10 protein-coding genes are annotated in these 16,641 nt (G+C 49.0%); 9 read left to right on the top strand and 1 reads right to left on the bottom strand.

Features of this window, described 5'->3' with window-relative positions:
- Positions 1-3: 3 nt before the first annotated feature.
- The 9 genes from ACO6V5_RS22975 (at position 4) to ACO6V5_RS22935 (ending at position 15,136) form a co-directional block, all read left to right on the top strand.
- Positions 4-7,998 carry an AAA family ATPase gene (locus ACO6V5_RS22975; RefSeq protein WP_422492163.1) on the top strand — a complete coding sequence of 2,665 codons (7,995 nt, stop codon included), beginning with the start codon at positions 4-6 and terminating at the stop codon, positions 7,996-7,998.
- Between the two features lie 19 nt (positions 7,999-8,017).
- Positions 8,018-9,346: an MFS transporter gene (locus ACO6V5_RS22970; protein ID WP_422413307.1), complete on the top strand. Its 1,329-nt coding sequence runs from the start codon at positions 8,018-8,020 to the stop codon at positions 9,344-9,346.
- Between the two features lie 196 nt (positions 9,347-9,542).
- On the top strand, positions 9,543-10,136 hold the full coding sequence (locus ACO6V5_RS22965) for a hypothetical protein (protein ID WP_422135429.1): 594 nt from the start codon (positions 9,543-9,545) through the stop codon (positions 10,134-10,136).
- A gap of 159 nt (positions 10,137-10,295) precedes the next feature.
- On the top strand, positions 10,296-10,946 hold the full coding sequence (locus ACO6V5_RS22960) for a pseudouridine synthase (protein WP_422413305.1): 651 nt from the start codon (positions 10,296-10,298) through the stop codon (positions 10,944-10,946).
- A 433-nt stretch (positions 10,947-11,379) separates the two neighbouring features.
- Entirely contained in the window at positions 11,380-12,420 is a 1,041-nt protein-coding gene (locus tag ACO6V5_RS22955; RefSeq protein WP_422135431.1) for a peptidoglycan DD-metalloendopeptidase family protein, read from the top strand.
- A 137-nt stretch (positions 12,421-12,557) separates the two neighbouring features.
- Positions 12,558-12,989: a DUF962 domain-containing protein gene (locus ACO6V5_RS22950; RefSeq protein WP_422135432.1), complete on the top strand. Its 432-nt coding sequence runs from the start codon at positions 12,558-12,560 to the stop codon at positions 12,987-12,989.
- A 412-nt stretch (positions 12,990-13,401) separates the two neighbouring features.
- Complete coding sequence (locus ACO6V5_RS22945; protein WP_422135433.1) at positions 13,402-13,662, top strand: DUF5062 family protein; 261 nt, start codon at positions 13,402-13,404, stop codon at positions 13,660-13,662.
- A 206-nt stretch (positions 13,663-13,868) separates the two neighbouring features.
- Positions 13,869-14,723, top strand: a complete 855-nt coding sequence (locus tag ACO6V5_RS22940) for a methyltransferase domain-containing protein (RefSeq protein ID WP_422413303.1) — start codon at positions 13,869-13,871, stop codon at positions 14,721-14,723.
- A gap of 71 nt (positions 14,724-14,794) precedes the next feature.
- Complete coding sequence (locus tag ACO6V5_RS22935) at positions 14,795-15,136, top strand: DUF2956 domain-containing protein (RefSeq protein WP_422138974.1); 342 nt, start codon at positions 14,795-14,797, stop codon at positions 15,134-15,136.
- A gap of 17 nt (positions 15,137-15,153) precedes the next feature.
- Here the strand turns inward: ACO6V5_RS22935 and ACO6V5_RS22930 are convergent, their stop codons facing one another.
- Positions 15,154-16,623: an SLC13 family permease gene (locus tag ACO6V5_RS22930; protein ID WP_422135436.1), complete on the bottom strand. Its 1,470-nt coding sequence runs from the start codon at positions 16,621-16,623 to the stop codon at positions 15,154-15,156.
- Between the last annotated feature and the right edge of the window lie 18 nt (positions 16,624-16,641).

Genomic DNA, 16,641 nt, shown 5'->3' with positions numbered 1-16,641 from the left:
ACTATGGATGGCCAGATTGCTGGAAGTACCAAAAAACGCGTTTCTGATCCTGGCCTGCTTGATGATGGCATGGCAGCCAAGATGGCAAAGCTGGATGTATCGTCAAAGGAAAAGCAGGATGTAGAAATCTGCTCTGAAGTAAGGTCCAGACTAAATAGATCGCCCTCTTCGGAGACCTTGCCTGATAAAGTGAGAACCATCTCCGCAACGGATTCCTCGCTCCAAAAGGCGACTCATTCCTTCGATTTTCGTTTTGTCGACAGTGATGACGAGGTTCGACAGCTTTTGGTTGCCAGAACCTGCGATGAACATCAGGATGTTACGGTTATTTCTCACCCCGACGACCTCTCACAGGCCAACCTGGTGAGCCGGTTGAGCATTTCCGAAGAGGGCCGCCACACTCTGAGTCCGGGCAAGCTCTTTGAAAGTTCACAGCCATTGACCCTGGTGATCGATATCCGAAAGCTCACCAGTGAGGAACTGCCTAAACTTAACGATCTACTGGACCCGGATAACCCCTGTCTGTTCGATAATGTCAGCCAGAAGAAACGCCCTCTGGGCGAACACGTTGCTCTGCTGGTGTTGGCAGACCCTGAACAGTTGGCATTGGTTGGCCGGCGTGAAGACGCACCCGGTGCTGATTTCTGGCGGCGAATTAATCGACCGGGCAATACCTGGCAGTTCGAAGCACAGACCGACTATGACTCATCGATAGAGATCGACGAGCTTCCTTCGCTATTGGCTGAACTCCCCTCTGCTGAAAGTACCACGGATGACGACAATACCGTTCTTATTGACTGCCACCTGCACAGTCACTGGCGACCGTTGCTGCTCGGCGGCCCTGGCGTGGATAAACAGGGGCGAATCCGGCACATCCCCGGCAGGCTTGAGTCATTGAAGACCGGGCAACGGGTGATTCTGAAGGGGGCTGACTGGAAAGATCTGGCCTTTGAACAGAGCATTCGTCAGATGCTGGCGCAACAGTGCTTTGAGAGCAATGGGAAGATCTGTCCGTTACCCGACGATGTTCAGTTTTATCAGATGCCGGTAGGGGATAACGAGCTTCATTCACTGTTCCAAAGTCTGTCCCACTCTTCTGTCAAAGAGGGTGACGATAGCGAGTGCACATCAGAAAAACCGATCATTATTAACCAGAGTAATATCAGGGACTGGCTGAGCCCGATTGCCATTGCCCCGGAAGGCTACGCAGTCCCTAACATCCGTCTGTTGGAACAAATTCAGGCAGGTGGTGCAGTCACCGTAACGTCTGCCCTCACTGAGGCAGATTGGTTCCGTTTGCTGGGCTCACTGCAAACTATTCTCGAAACAACAGGCCTGAAGCCCCGGCTTCAGGTGGCTGATTCAAAACGGCAGCCAGAAGCCCTGGGATTGGCAGAAAACGATAAGCACTCTTCGTCCAGCAGCTGTCAGCTGCAGCAAAAAATCAAAGATCAACGCGCTTTTAGTACCCTGACGTATCAGCATCATGCCCAGACCAGTCACTGGATAAATAGTCAGCAGGAAGTGCCTCTGGTCATTCAAGTCAATGAACAGACCAGCTTCAGCCAGCTATTTGATAACATTCATATTACTTCCGAACAAAAGGCGTATTTTGGACAACGTCAGAGTCAGTTGCAGAAGGCATTAACCTCTGGCAAGCCGGTTGTATTCCTGGGAATGGAGACTAGTCCAACACTTGCGCAGCTTCTGGAACCCCTGATTATAGGGCAACCTCTGTTAGTGAATGGCCAATTACAGGCGTACCCACAAGCACATGTCACCCTGCTTTGGCCTGAGTCTGCGAAGAGTCCGTCTTCAGTAGTCAATTTGATGGTCGCCATGGGTAAACCCTGTCCTGAGGTCGATCTCTGGCATATTAATGCTCGCAAGCATCAAATCCCGCAGACTGAGCTGCCAGAACAGGCAATTGCTAAACTTTACGAAGCGTTTGAAAGCGTACCTGCCCACCTTTGTAACCCTCTGCCTGAAATAACCGAAGAGTTGTTGAATAACCTGATACTGGCTGCCCGCCGGGCACAGCAGGTTGACCACTCCAAACAGCTCCTGTCCTGCCACTGGCGCAAGGCCATCAATAGCGTCATCACCCATGGCACCCGACAGCATCCTTCAGTGCGGGATTTTATGAAAGTAGCCTGTTGGCACCTGTTACCGGATAAGACGCCGGACCAGGATCAAGCCGCCTCGGTAGACCCGGATCGGTTAAACGCCATCATCAACAGTGCCCTGCCATTGAATAGAGTGTTTGTGGAACAGAACCTGTGGCCACTGGCCCGAGCCTTTGACCCGGCAGTCTTTAAAGGTATCCAATTACAACTGTCCTATAAAAGTCCATTTCCAGAGCAAGGTGAAAAAGACGTTATGGACAGGCTCTGTGCCATGATCCTGGCCCATGCGCCTGAAAAACAACGGGATGCTATAGCCTATCAGCTGGCAGTCGATCCGGCGGCAACAAAGCCCTGGCAATCCCTAGCCATCAAGCCAACCAGACAGATTAAACGTTTGCAAGATGCACTGGCTTCTGGCTGGCAGTTACTTCTGCCATCGGGGCAGACCCGATCCAATACCATTCACGCGCTGGCCACCGATTGTTTTCACATATCCAAAACAGCGAATGCGGAGGCAGAAGGCATTGAACGTATAAAACATCGACTCTCTGAATTACTGAAATGGCAGGGTTCCGCTGATGAGCCCCTGTCTGCACTGGCCAGGGATCTTTATTATGGCGAGATGAGTCAGGAAGATCGTGAAAGCCGTCGTTTATCCCGGCTCCATGACCGGCTGACAGACTCTCCCGTTATATTCCTGCAGGGGGAAACCGGCACAGGGAAAAGTTACTTTTCTGCCAAATTGGCCAAGGCTTCGGGACAAGCTTCAGTCATTTCCCTTGGACCTTCCGACAGCGAACAGACCCTGATGAAACGCTGGCAGTGGCAACAACACGGCGATGGCGACCGCTCTATGGCGGAACAAAACCGGGCATTGATGGAATGGGCCAATACCAAATCCGACAAAGACGGAGAATACATTACCCTGGTGCTGGATGAGGCTAACTTGGCCGAAGCCGGATTGCTGGCGTCACTGAACGGCTTATGGGAACCGGAACCCTGCATCTACGTGAATGGTCATCCTGCCAAAGTCAGCGAAAAACACCGGGTAATTCTCACCGGCAACCCCGATCATTACTCCGGGCGCCAAATGGACCCGACCCTGAAAGAGAAACTGCCCAAGGCTTACTACCCACGTCTGGATCAGGCTTTCCTTCGGGACAGAGTAGTAGAACCGGCTTTGCTCAATCATTTACAGCGCCACAAAATAAACGACATTGCACACAGGGCCAGCAAAAGTGTGATGGCACTGTGGCAATATTATCAGGAGCTGTTGCCCGACCATGAGTTTACCCCCAGGGATTTAACCGATATCTGCAGCTGGGTGGGTTGGTATCTGGATCGAGCGTTGTCCGAAGGCGACAGTGCCAGCTGTGAGCAAGTGAACAGTTTGATCCAGCAAAGTTTCCGGGATCTACTGGGTCCCGAAATCAGCGAGACTCAACAGGATGCCCTTTCGGCACTGGAAATCTGGTTTGCTGCCCGCTACCAACCGGACCACACCCTGCGCGACAGAGTTCATAACCACACCTTGCCGGATATTCAGCGGGACTTCGAAGCATTCACCAAAGAATTCCGACCTGAGTTTGATACCTCCGGATCGGCAGTCATTGATCTGGTGCAACATCTGGGACAGGATTTAAGCCGCTGTCAGCAGGCTTATCATCACGACAGAAAACACGGCGGCCGTCAGGCAACGCTGATTGAAGGCCCGGCTGGACGGGGTAAGGATGCCACGCTGAACCTGCTGATCAAAAGTGTTAAACAGCAAGCTGAAGAACGGGGAAAAACCATGCCAGAGGTCTTTCCCCTGAATGCCTGTGATTGTTCCTGGGAGCAACTGTGTGAAGTGATCCAGAAAGCAAAAGTAAAGGGCGGCATCGTAGTTATTTCGGAAATGAATCTGATCGACAGCCAGCATCTGGAAGGTGAGTTAAATGATATTCTGGCCGGTGATGCCCATCCGGGTTTCCATTTGTTTGCCACCATCAACCCACCCGAGTACAGCGGACGAAAACCCTTATCACCGGCTCTGAAAGGGCGTTTTCGACATTTGCCGATCCGACAGTACAATCAGACCGAATTGCAGACCATTGCCGAGAAAGTGTTGCCACTGACTCCAGAAGGGAAAACCGCAGCTAAAAAGCTGACTGAGCAACACTGTCGATTAAGGGCCTGCCTGCAACGGGATAACCTGCCGTTGCAACCGACCAGCCTTGATTTACAGAATGTCGCCAGAGCGGTTGACAAAGGGGGCGATTTTACCGAAAAAGCACTGCTTCAATGCCTCGATAAGCACTACCGGCTTTATCTGATGGCAGCCGAACTGTCGCTGGAGACACTGCCAGAACCACCCGCTCTCGCCATGGGTAAAAGTAAGTTTGATTCCGGACTTTGCGAATGGTTCATCCAAAGCGTACCCAACATTGATCGGCCGTGGTTGATACGAAAAAGTAACCTCGACAGTATTGATGAAAAAAACCACGAAATTCGTATTAAGGCGCGTCCGAATGAAGAGGAAGTCAAAGCGGAAATCATCAGGAGGGTGGCTCAGGCTAAATGGCAGGCATCTGGTCTCTCCCTGAAGCCGTATCAGTCCGGCGATATTCTCACCCGGGCACTTTACCGACACTGGCAGCAACGCTGGTTTAATGATGAGTTTGGCCGCACCGGCGTGAAGGCCGATGATGTATTCTCCATGACGAAAGAAGAGGAACAAACCCTGAAAACACCGGCCTGCCAGCCTTATCTTCGGGAGGCTGATAAGCTGATAGAGACATGGAATGCCCGTGACATTCAATTTTGGCCTGCATTCTGGCATCAGATGAGTGACCTGCCGAACCAAATGTTGAACGATTCTATTAACGAAGAGACGCAGGTTAAGGCATTGGCTGAAGAAACGGACTTTTGCGGCCTGGCTGCGAATGATGGTAACAAAACGACGGTGAATCGGGCATTGGGTCGGGAAACGGACTTTGAGAGACTAAAGAAGCCAACAGTGGAAGAGCATAAAATCTTCAATACTGAGAACCCTCCTCCCAGTATGTATCGCTACGAGGTGATAAATATTCGTGTGACTGCTAAGGGTGATATCGAATGTATCGATATTAATGATCAACACATTAAGGGAGTCGAAATCCTCACACCAGCCCCGTTACCCGGGCATGACCAGACAGTGACATTAACCAGTGATCAAACACTGGCAAGCTATAAAACACCACCACAAAGAGGCCAATATGTATTGCCCAGCCTGACACCTGACGACTATATTGTGGCACTGCGTATGGAACCCAATTTGCCATATAAACTGATCAGGGATCGGTATACCGGGCTTCACACAGTGTTTATTCCCGGCGCCGGAGCCAATCAGAGTATTCAGTTCGACTATGTCGTGGAATCCAGAAAACCGGGCAAAAAAACATTGGCTAATGAAGCCCAATCCGAAGGATCAGATCCATCAGCACGTTTTGATGCCCACTGCTCAGAAGGTATGAAAACCGTACTGAACGAACTGTTCAAGACCATTGCCGATCACCCGCCGGAAATACAGCAGATTTTGCGGGCAATAAAAAACGCAGAAACCACAACACAACGAGTTAAGGCGATCTCGGACTATTGCCGACAGTTTTCCGGTAAAGCTAAACCGAAACGCAAAAAAAATCTCTTTCACTTCCTCGTCACGCAGCGGCAAGGCTCCTGTCGTCATCGAGTGCCTGTTTTTATTGCTTTTTGCCGTTATTTCGGGATTCCATGTCGGCAAACAAATAGCCTCAACCACGGCTTTGGTGAGTATTCAGTGGATGGAGGTCGAACCTGGGAGTCTGAGTCTTTTGGCGGGCAACCTGTAGAGGAAAAGGAAATCAAACCTGAATTCCAGCCTGTCAGGAAGGCAAATGCTCCCAGCACGCCCGCCAGAAAGGGTAATCCTTCCGGTACAGGCACCAGAAAGGAAAATGCTTCCGGCACGCCCACCAGAATGGCAAATGCTTCCGGCACTTCCACCAGAATGGCAAATGCTTCCGGCACGCCCACCAGAATGGCAAATGATTCCGGCACTTCCACCAGAATGGCAAATGCTTCCGGCACTTCCACCAGAATGGCAAATGCTTCCGGCACTTCCACCAGAATGGCAAATGCTTCCGGCACTTCCACCAGAATGGCAAATGCTTCCGGCACTTCCACCAGAATGGCAAATGCTTCCGGCACTTCCACCAGAATGGCAAATGCTTCCGGCACTTCCACCAGAATGGCAAATGCTTCTGGCACGCCCACCAGAATGAAAAGTGCTGTCAGCGCTGCGTTAGCGAATTTTATAGGTCTTTTGAAAGATGCTGTTATAGCAAAACATCAAAGTGCCTATGCTGAGAGCCTCGAAGAACTGGACAACGCCGATGAGGCAGACTGTGAATTGCCGGAAACCAATCCAGGCACCGCCGAAATGGTCTTGAAACTTTGGAAACAAAAAGATCTAACCAGTTTTTCCATGGGTGTCTCAATGTTACTGGAGCAAGAAGCATTGGGCGATGCAGAGAAGAAATTGATCGAAGAGTTCTATTTTTTAGCCCGGATTGAGTCCCCGATGACGGCGACAGTCAGAGAAATATTGCTCAATAATGATGGAGATCAGGTCACTGAACAACTCAAGTTATTGTACTCAAAAATGATTGTTCAGGGCGGTGCAGACCCTTACGAATGGTTTAAATCAATAGTGGAGATTCTGAAACGCAGTATCTTGACCGACCCTGCGGTTATTCACTTTGCCCATGAAGCCCTGAAATCAGGTTGGCTGGACCCAGTGCCGACCAATGGGGGCCATACTGAACAGGCCAGTTATTATTATGATCTATTGAGGGAGCTGGCAAAGTTCGATGAACTGAAGGTCGAAGCTACCCATTGCCTGAAAAAGTGGTATAGGAAATTATGGTCCAGAGAAAAAAATAGTCAGGTATGGCGGTTGGCTTATGAGCACTTCCGGGAGAGGGAAGGTTATGGCTTTTTCATCACTCATTGTCATGACGGGTTTTCACGATACCTGGAAGATAGCATTATCAGCTCATCTATACAGAACGCCTGGACAGACCAACCTGAGGGCATTCCCAATATAGAACGAATGCTGGCACACCGTCCCGCGTTTCCACAATCAGTCTCAGGCAAGAAGAATCACCGTCCGGTGATTATCATAGGGGGATCTTTCTGGTGCGACACAGTGATTAAAGAAAAGGTCAAGGCTCTGTTCCAACAAAAAGTTAAGAACAATCCGGACTTGAAGGCAAAATTGGAAAGAATCAATCAATATAAGGAAACTGCGGCAGCGCTTGAAGATTACACCAACTCTGAGCGAAATAGGATTGAAGAGCTTGAAACATCCATGGATCAACAACAAAATCAAGCTCAAAAAGAAGAATATAGGAGAAGAATGCTTGCTATCAAAAGAACGCACGAATCCATTCGCAGGAGTTACCAAGCTAGCCTGAAGTCATTAGAGCTGTCGGATGAAGAGAAAAATCTTCCTGACATCTTAAAAGACAAATGCAGGCAAGCGATTCAGCAGGCCTTCAGCCATTACCTGTATGAATTGACACACTCGAAAGGCGGCTGCCTGACGTATTGTTGGGACGATGCTGCCATCATGCCCAAGAATGATTACCACTGTGGCTCTCATGCCCCATCTTCACCAGAAGAGCTCTGTGCCATGATGTCCAGGGTTCAAGGCTCTTCCGCAAACTCTTCTATTGAGGACTCCTACTTAAGGCAGGTTCTCAACGCCAATAACGCTCTGGTACTCAGATCTGATAAGATGACGATAATTGCCGATGAGTTTTTGAAAAGCGTGAATTTGAGCTCAATTTATGACTCATTGAGCCTGTCATAAAAAATAACGAGGCTTTAACATGAGGCAACAGAGTCAGCTGGCACTGCTGGATAAAAGACGCTTTCTACCTTTTTTCCTGACCCAGTTTCTGGGTGCTTTTAACGACAACCTCTATAAAAACTGCCTGTTACTGATGGCGGCATTCGCTGCAGCAGAAAACCTGCCACTTAACTCAGATCTATACATCAACCTGGCTGCTGGCCTGTTTATTCTTCCTTTCTTTCTTTTTTCCAGTGCTGCCGGGCAGATCTGTGACAAATATGAAAAGTCGATGATTATCCGCCGGGTCAAACTGCTGGAAATTGTCACCATGGCGGTCGCTTCCGGCTTTATCATTACCCAGAACTACCTGATCCTGTTGGTTCTGCTGTTCCTGATGGGGGTTCAAAGCGCTTTTTTCGGGCCGGTTAAATACGCCATTATTCCCCAGCACCTGAATGAAAATGAACTGATTGGCGGCAATGCTCTGGTAGAAATGGGTACTTTTGTTGCCATACTGTCGGGTACGCTGGGTGCAGGTATTTTGATTGAACAGACTGATGCTACTGCCTGGGTGGCCGTTTCTGTCGTTCTGTTTGCCGTTCTGGGTTATTTGGCGTCTCTATTTATACCCGGGGCTGCAGCGGCTGATCCCGACCTGAAAATCAACTGGAACCTCTTTCAGCAGACCCTGACTATAATCCGGAAAACCCGATCAAACGACAGCGTTCACAAATCCATTATTGCCATTTCCTGGTTCTGGGCTCTGGGGGCTGCTTATTTGACACAGCTTCCCAACCTGGCCAGCGAGACCCTGAAAGGCAGTCCACAAGTCGTCAGTGTCATGCTGGCGATATTCATCATTGGCGTCGCTGCCGGTTCGCTGTTCTGTGGACGACTTTCCAAAGGTCATATTGAGCCGGGTATTGTACCCATTGGTGCCCTGGGTCTGAGCCTGTTCGGAATTGATTTGTATTTCGCTGTCACTCCTGCCACAACGACAAACTTACTGACCATTGATGCCTTTATGGAAAACAGTGAGAATCTGAGAGTTTTGCTGGATCTGGGCATGATTGGTTTTTTCAGCGGCCTGTTTATCGTTCCTCTGTATGCCATGGTTCAGCAGAGAACACCTGCGAACCGTCGTGCACAGACGATTGCTGCCCTGAATGTTCAGAATGCACTCTATATGGTGGTCAGTGCCTTGTCTGGCATGGTATTCCTGGGGTTCCTGGAGCTGTCCATTGAACAGTTTTTCCTGACACTTGGTGTACTCAACCTGCTGATCTGTGCCCTTATTTTCAGAAAAGTGCCGGAATTTATAGAACGTTTTGTCGCTCGCTTCGTTAAGAAAGTCGCCAGTGATTGAGTTCATTGTCGGTACTGCCGTATCGTGACATGAAACGACAACTATGTTGTAGCGGGGGGCTGCATAATGCTCGCACATTCATTATTGATCCTGTGCATAACCATTGGCAGTCCGCTGGATTTTTTTTGTTATGTTTTCTGGAATTATGCAAATTCTTTTTTACAATGAATTGCATTCGAAGTAATGAGGTTTATTTATGATAAGAATCAAGCTTCTTTCTATATTGATCTTTTTGACATCGGTTTCTTACGCCAGACCAACCATTAATTATTTTGAGTTATTGGGCTCATGGAATGGTGAGAGTGCCAGCCTTGACCATATCAATCTGGAATTTCATGGACTAAACACCTTCGCTTCTGAAAAACTGTTCATACTCTACAGAACTGAAGAAGATGAACGTACCGAGATCGGCCATGTAATGAGAGATGGTAGTTATGGGACCTACACTATGAATGTAACAACAGATGAGGGAATCTTAAGTCATAGCGCCTTATGGATTTCAGCTTCTCCCCCTGAAAATCCCGACTTGAATGGTGTTTTTTTAACAAAAGAAACCAATCTGGAAGAATTAAGAAAAATGCCTGGAAGAATGACCGCTTACATACGGTTAAAAAAAATTGCTACTGGGAAATTAGTCATTTGCTGGGAAGATTTTGATTACTACCTTCACAATCAGAGATTATTTTTTAGAGACTCCAATTTAAAAGAAAACAAAAAAATTTGGCCCTCGACAGATTCAAGCATTTGCTCAAGTGAAAGAGATATAATACTAAGAAAAGATGAGCTATGAAAACTTAACATCAGGTTCTACTTCATCGGGTGGATTCCTTCAGCTGGATACTACGAACGTCAGCTTTTCCGGTGTCAGCAGCAGTGATTAGAAGTCTTGCTTTTCATCCCCTCCTCAATCCCTGCATAATGCCCGCACATTCATTATTGACCTTTTTGCATGACCTTTATTGCGCCTCACTGTCAGGAACCTTTGACTGAGCTGTACCGTGACTCCGAACTGGTGGTCGTTGTTAAACCTGCGGGACTGTTAAGCGTTCCCGGCCGTCCACCCAACAATAAGGACAGTGCTCACGCCCGCCTGCTTGCCATTGAGCCGGAAACCCGGGTGGTCCACAGGCTGGATATGTCCACATCCGGGCTCATGGTGTTCGGCCTGAATGCAGCCAGCCACAGAGAACTGAGCCGACAGTTCCAGGATCGGGAAGTGGAGAAAGGGTACATTGCAGAAGTCTGGGGAACGCCGGAACAAGACTCCGGAGAGATATCCCTGCCATTGATTTGCGACTGGCCTAACCGACCCAGACAAAAGGTGGATCATGAGCAGGGAAAAAAGGCCCTGACCCGGTATTACTCCATGGCCGGTGATGGTAAACACGGCAGGGTCTGGCTGGAGCCCGTGACAGGCCGGTCTCACCAACTCAGGGTTCACCTGGCTGAGCTGGGACACCCTATTCTGGGCTGTGAGTTTTACGCTCATGATGAAGCCAGAGCAGCGTCTGACCGTTTGCGCCTGCACGCCAGCCTTCTGACATTCAAACACCCTGCCACGTCAGAAACCATGAGATTTGAGAGCCAGCCTCCTTTCTGAGGGCTGGCGGAGTTGAGTTTTTACAGGAAAAAAGTAAACAAGGGATTCATGCCCATAGCGGGAGCCAGAACAACAGGGTAACGGGCGAAAACGCCTATTGATGAGTGCGTTCACCCATTAAAGCGGCCACATGATACAGACGTGCAAATGTTAGAAAAGCAGAATTATTGCTTACTGATATATAAAAATACTGATAGATGGATTTTGTTCTAAGTAGAAACCTCGGAAAGAACAACCGATTGTACGAAAGTCCACATTCGATCACTTCGTTTGTTCCCTTTTTATTTTCCTGTCCGATGTCGGCCTGGTAAAAATCCCGATAGCCAGTGTTATCGCTTATCCTGATCACAGACCTATTAAGGAGAAGCCTCCATAGTCCACTTTTTCGAGGGCTGTGATACTGCCTGCAGTTTTCCACAGGGGGTCCTGATGAATGCCTGCCAATTCATTTTATAAAGCCTGCACCAGACTGTTTGACAGGCCTCATCGCTCGACCAGCAAATCATTCACCATCAAAGTCAGACGCAGTTTGCCTGCCGCTCTGATACTTTCAGTGTCTTTCTCAAAGATTGCTTTTGCTCATTCCACTGACAGGCATGAACCCGCTGCTTTTGAACTGTTCAAAACTTTTACCGGCGAAATTCAGGGGAGCCTTTACCGGAGTGCGCGAAAAGCGGGTGTTTCAAGCTCATTCATTCATAAGTTTGCGGCCATTTTCCGATATAAGATTGATTTCAGTAAAGATCTGAAGGCTGGTGATCGCTTTAAACTATTGACTGACAATTCCCTGAAAAACAAGAAGGGAGCTGGCGGTGTCATTCTGGCTGCCCGACTCTATCAGAAGGACGAAATCCACACGGCGGTTCGCTACAGCGATGGGAAGTACTATACACCGGAAGGAAAAATACTCGGCAGCTCTTTCTCCCGGTACCCTCTGGGTAAAAAGGGCCGGGTCAGTTCCGGTTTTAATCCAGCCAGGAAGCATCCCATCACCGGCCAGATTCGCCCGCACAATGGAACAGATTGGGCTGTGCCCGTAGGAACTGCCATTTATGCTCCAGCTGACGGCGTCATCGTCAAAGCAAAAACCAATCACCCGGCAGCCGGTCACTTTATCGAAATGCGAAACGGCAGTCGCTATGTCACCCGGTACCTTCATCTGAGCAAACTGCATGTGAAAGAAGGGCAAAAGGTTCGCAAAGGCGATTTGATTGGTAAAACCGGAAATACCGGTTTGTCCACTGGTCCCCACTTGCATTACGAACTGTTTATCGATGGCAAGGCAGTGGATCCTATGACCGCGAGACTGCCAACCGGTGAACCTTTGCAAGGTGATGCATTGAAGCGATTTAAAAAGACCACACAACCGTTGATCGCAGCCATGAATCAGAATCAGCAGGAAACACTCCTTGTCAGTAAGGCAAGCAGTGCTCCTGATAACTGGCTAACTCTGAAAAACACTGACGCATTTTAAAATCATTGTGAACAACTCCATGGTGCGAGGTATCATTGACATGCCTGCCACTGGGTTCAGTAGCAGGCATTACGCAGAATAAAGACAAGAATAACAAAAACGCTGCTTTAGCAGGTTTCATTAGAATGAGGCCCCCTATGCAAATACGACCCCTGACTGAATGGCTCGAAGCCTATGGTGAAAGTCACCAGGACCCCACCAACAAACAGATTCACTGGATCTGCGTTCCGGCAATCATGTTCAGTATTATTGGCATTGTCTGGTCTTTCAGCCCTGCTGCGGTCATTGTGGTCATGGCCATGACCCTGATTTTCTACTTTATGCTGTCTCTGCCTTTATCTCTGGCCATCATTGCCTTATACGCAGTTATGAGTTGCATCGCCGCCAGCCTTGGTGAGTATTTACTGACCCTGAGCATTACTGTTTTTGCGGTGTCCTGGATCTTCCAGTTTATCGGCCACAAGATAGAGGGCAAAAAACCCTCTTTCTTTGAAGACATTCAGTTTCTGCTGGTCGGGCCACTCTGGTGTCTGAATTTTCTTTTTAAGAAGTGGAATTTAAGGGTCTGACAGGGTGTTTTTATCGGTAACACCCTCTAAAAACCCAAAACATTCTTTGCAGTCCATTGAGTGGCTATTCCATGGTAAGAAAAAACAACAGGGTCTGGTGCCGGATTTAGCCAATAGTACTCAAATTAACTCTGGAATTGCTGACCTCAGGCAGATCCTCAGTGCAAACTACTCGGGAGCATGAGATCGCTTGAGCTATTATGATGTACCCTTTACCGTGAACCTTAGCAGCCTGTCGGACTTAAGACTGTCCTACTGCGGTTGCAATAAATTGGTCTAAAAATCCCTGTTTCTTCGTCAAATAGCTCGCTATTCTCCTCAGAAACAGAGATTTTTATCCTCAATTTCTTGCAATCCTCGCTACGGACGCTTAAGTCCGACAGGCTGCTTAGAGAACAAAACCTGGAAGCCAATGAAAAAACTCAAAAATGAAAGCGAACTGGTCAAAGAAGCTCTGAGAGTCGGAGCCATTTATGCCCAAAAACGCAAAGTAGCTCAGTTTGAACCGACAGATTCCGCCAAGCAAAAAATTGAATATCTATACCGCCTGCTGGTTCATGACAAGTTGATACAACCTCTGGTGAAAGGGGAAGAGTCAGAACAAAGCATGAAGCGCAAACTGGCGCTGTGGATATCTCGCCAACTGCCAGAAAATCATCCGCTGTTGAAATAAGCGCCCTGAATTAGGCCATTAGAAGTCATAGCTGATTTAATGTTCGGCGCTGCGGACATTTTTTTCATGGCAAAAAGCAGTAATTACAGTAAACTTCCCGGCTCGAGCAGCTCTGAGCTAAATCCAGTTCCCAGCAAATCGTGGAAGTGGCTTAAAGGTCCGGATGCGCTGCATTTGCATTATCAAAAAAACCTTTACTGGTAATCATGACCCTGACTCTGCGCTGCCCCGTCTGCCACGAATCTCTGACACAGTCATTCCATACCTCCGGTGCGGGTCTGGGCTGCATCCGGAATCACCAGTTTGATCGAGCCAGACAAGGGTATTTCAATCTTCTTCCGGGGCATAAAAAACGCAGCAAAAACCCCGGCGATGACAAAACAATGGTTCAGGCCCGAACCCGTTTTCTGGACAAAGGCTACTATCAGCCGGTGGCTGATTCACTTGCCAAAACTCTGGACAGCCTTGAGAAATTTTCAGAAAGTAATCGGTCTATTCTTGATGCCGGTTGCGGTGAAGGCTATTACACAGAAAGGCTGCAACAGGCGTTTCCGGGAGCCGCAGTAGTCGGCATTGACATCTCCAGGCCTGCCATAATGGCCTGCTGCAAAAGAAGCAAAACTGTCCAGTGGCTGGTTGCCAGTGTTAATGACATTCCCGTTAAAGACCATGAAGTTGACGTCATTGTAAGTGTATTTTCACGATGCGACTGGAACGAATTTGTGCGACTGTTAAAGCCTGACGGGCATGTTCTGCTACTGTCTCCCGGAGAGAAGCACTTGCTGGAACTTCGTCAGGTTATCTACGAAACGGTCAGACCTTACCCTGTGGATAAACTGCTTGATCAACTTCCTGAAAGTTTTAACCTGACAGAAACAAAAGCGGTTCAGGGCATTATGCAGCTGAACTCAGCAGAAGATATCATGGACTTACTGGCAATGACCCCGCATTACTGGCATGTCAAACCTTCCCAGAAAGAAAAGCTGGCCAGCCTGGGTGCTCTGCAGTGCCGCTTTGATATGAAACTCTATGTGATCCAACGCGCATCACACAAAAGATAGAAATCTGAGCTGATTTCGTCGGGGTCTTGCTCTATTATCCGTCTCTCCCTTCCCCGAGATTGTTATACGATATGGCCAGCCCCCGGAAGAAAACCGATTCATCCAAAACCCGTGAAGAGGCTATGTCTGTAGCCAGGGCCACCCAGCGACCCGGCCAGAGCAAAGAGCAGACCAGGCTGATCGCCCAGGGCATCCAGAAAGGCATTGAGCACTATAAAAAGCAGCAAAAAGCCAAAGCCAGAGAACTCGACAAACACCTGAAAAAAGTTAAAAGGCAGGTAGAGAACCCTGCCGCAGAAACTGAAACCATCACTAAGGAATTGACCCGCTATAGACAGCATTGGCTGCCCTGGCTTTTACTGGCTCTGAGCTGGGCAGCATTTACCGCTTACCTTTTTGCGTCTGAAGTCTAAAACTTCAGATTTTCTGGCTAGAAGACCCTGTCCACCAGCAGAGCGCACAAAACAGTAATAATCACGATACCCGCCAGATTCAGAATCAGGCCACTTCGAATCATCTGACGAATCGATAACAGCCCCGAACCAAACACGATTGCATTGGGGGGAGTGGCAACGGGCAACATGAAGGCACAACTGGCGGCTATGGCTGCCGGAATAGCCAGAACTTCCGGGTCCAGGCCAAGGGAGACAGCCAGCGCACCCAGAGGCGGCAGGAAGGCAGCCGTAGTCGCTGTATTACTGGTAATTTCAGTCAGGAAGATAATCACAGAAACCACCAGGGCTATGGCGGCAATGGTAGGCAGTCCATCCAATACCTGGAAGTTGCTGGCAATCCATTCTGCCAGCCCTGTTTTACGGATAATTGCCGCCAGACTCAGACCGCCTCCAAACAGCAGCAAAACATCCCAAGGCAACCTGCGAATATCTTTCCAGTTAAGAAGAAAGTCGAGCTTTTCACCCCAGCGGACGGGAATGATAAACATCAGCAGCCCACCAGTAAGGGCTATGGCAGTGTCAGTGAGCTTTATGTCTGGTAAAAAGCCGGACAGCCAGGGTCGGAAAACCCAGCATAATGCGGTCGTAGTAAAAATTACTGCCACCCATTTTTCAGCCCTGCTTAAGGAACCCATTTCAGCTAATTGCTCTTTTAAAGACAGGCGTACAGATTCATTTTCTCCCGGACGAAGCTCATAGCCCCCGGAACTGAGCCACCAGCCCGTGACCAGCAGCATTAACAGCGTCGCAGGCATACCTACCAGCATCCATTGAGCAAAGCCAATTTCAATGCCGTATTGTTCGCTGAGAAAAGCTGCCAACAGGGCATTGGGTGGTGTTCCGATCAAAGTGCCAAAGCCGCCGATGGAGGCGCCATAGGCAATAGCCAGAAGCAGAGCCGCAGGAAAGTGTCCGTGAGAACCCCGTTCTTCTTTCATCATTGCGATCACTGACATACCAATGGGTAACATCATTATGGCCGTTGCAGTATTGGACACCCACATACTGATAAAGGCGGTGGTAAGCATGAACCCTATGACCTGCCGGCGTTCACCGGTGCCAGAAGCCAGCATGGTCAAAAGCGCAATCCGCCGATGCAGGTTCCAGCGCTCCATAGCCAGACCCAGCATGAAGCCTCCCATAAACAGATAGATGACAGGGTGTGCATAAGCCGAAGCAACCTTATCCAGAGATAACAGGCCAACTAACGGAGCCAGCAGAAGAGGTAACAGTGCGGTCACTGAAATAGGGAGTATTTCCATGGACCAGAAGACCGCCATCATCAGTGCCAGACCAGCACACTGCCAGGCAGCAACAGGCATATTCTCAGGTGCAGGCAGCACCAGGGTCATCACAAACAATGCCCCCCCTGAGATCAGCCCAGTCAGCCAGATGTAAGGGTTAGCCCCCGCTTCCAGCTCTGTTGAGGAGGGTTGTTTGCTCATGGTCTGTTCCTTGGAAGT

This window comes from Endozoicomonas sp. ALD068 (assembly GCF_049310145.1).
Taxonomy (GTDB): Bacteria; Pseudomonadota; Gammaproteobacteria; order Pseudomonadales; family Endozoicomonadaceae; genus Endozoicomonas_A.
The sequence above is the reverse complement of the archived record's forward strand: the minus strand, read 5'-3'. Positions and strand labels throughout refer to the sequence as shown.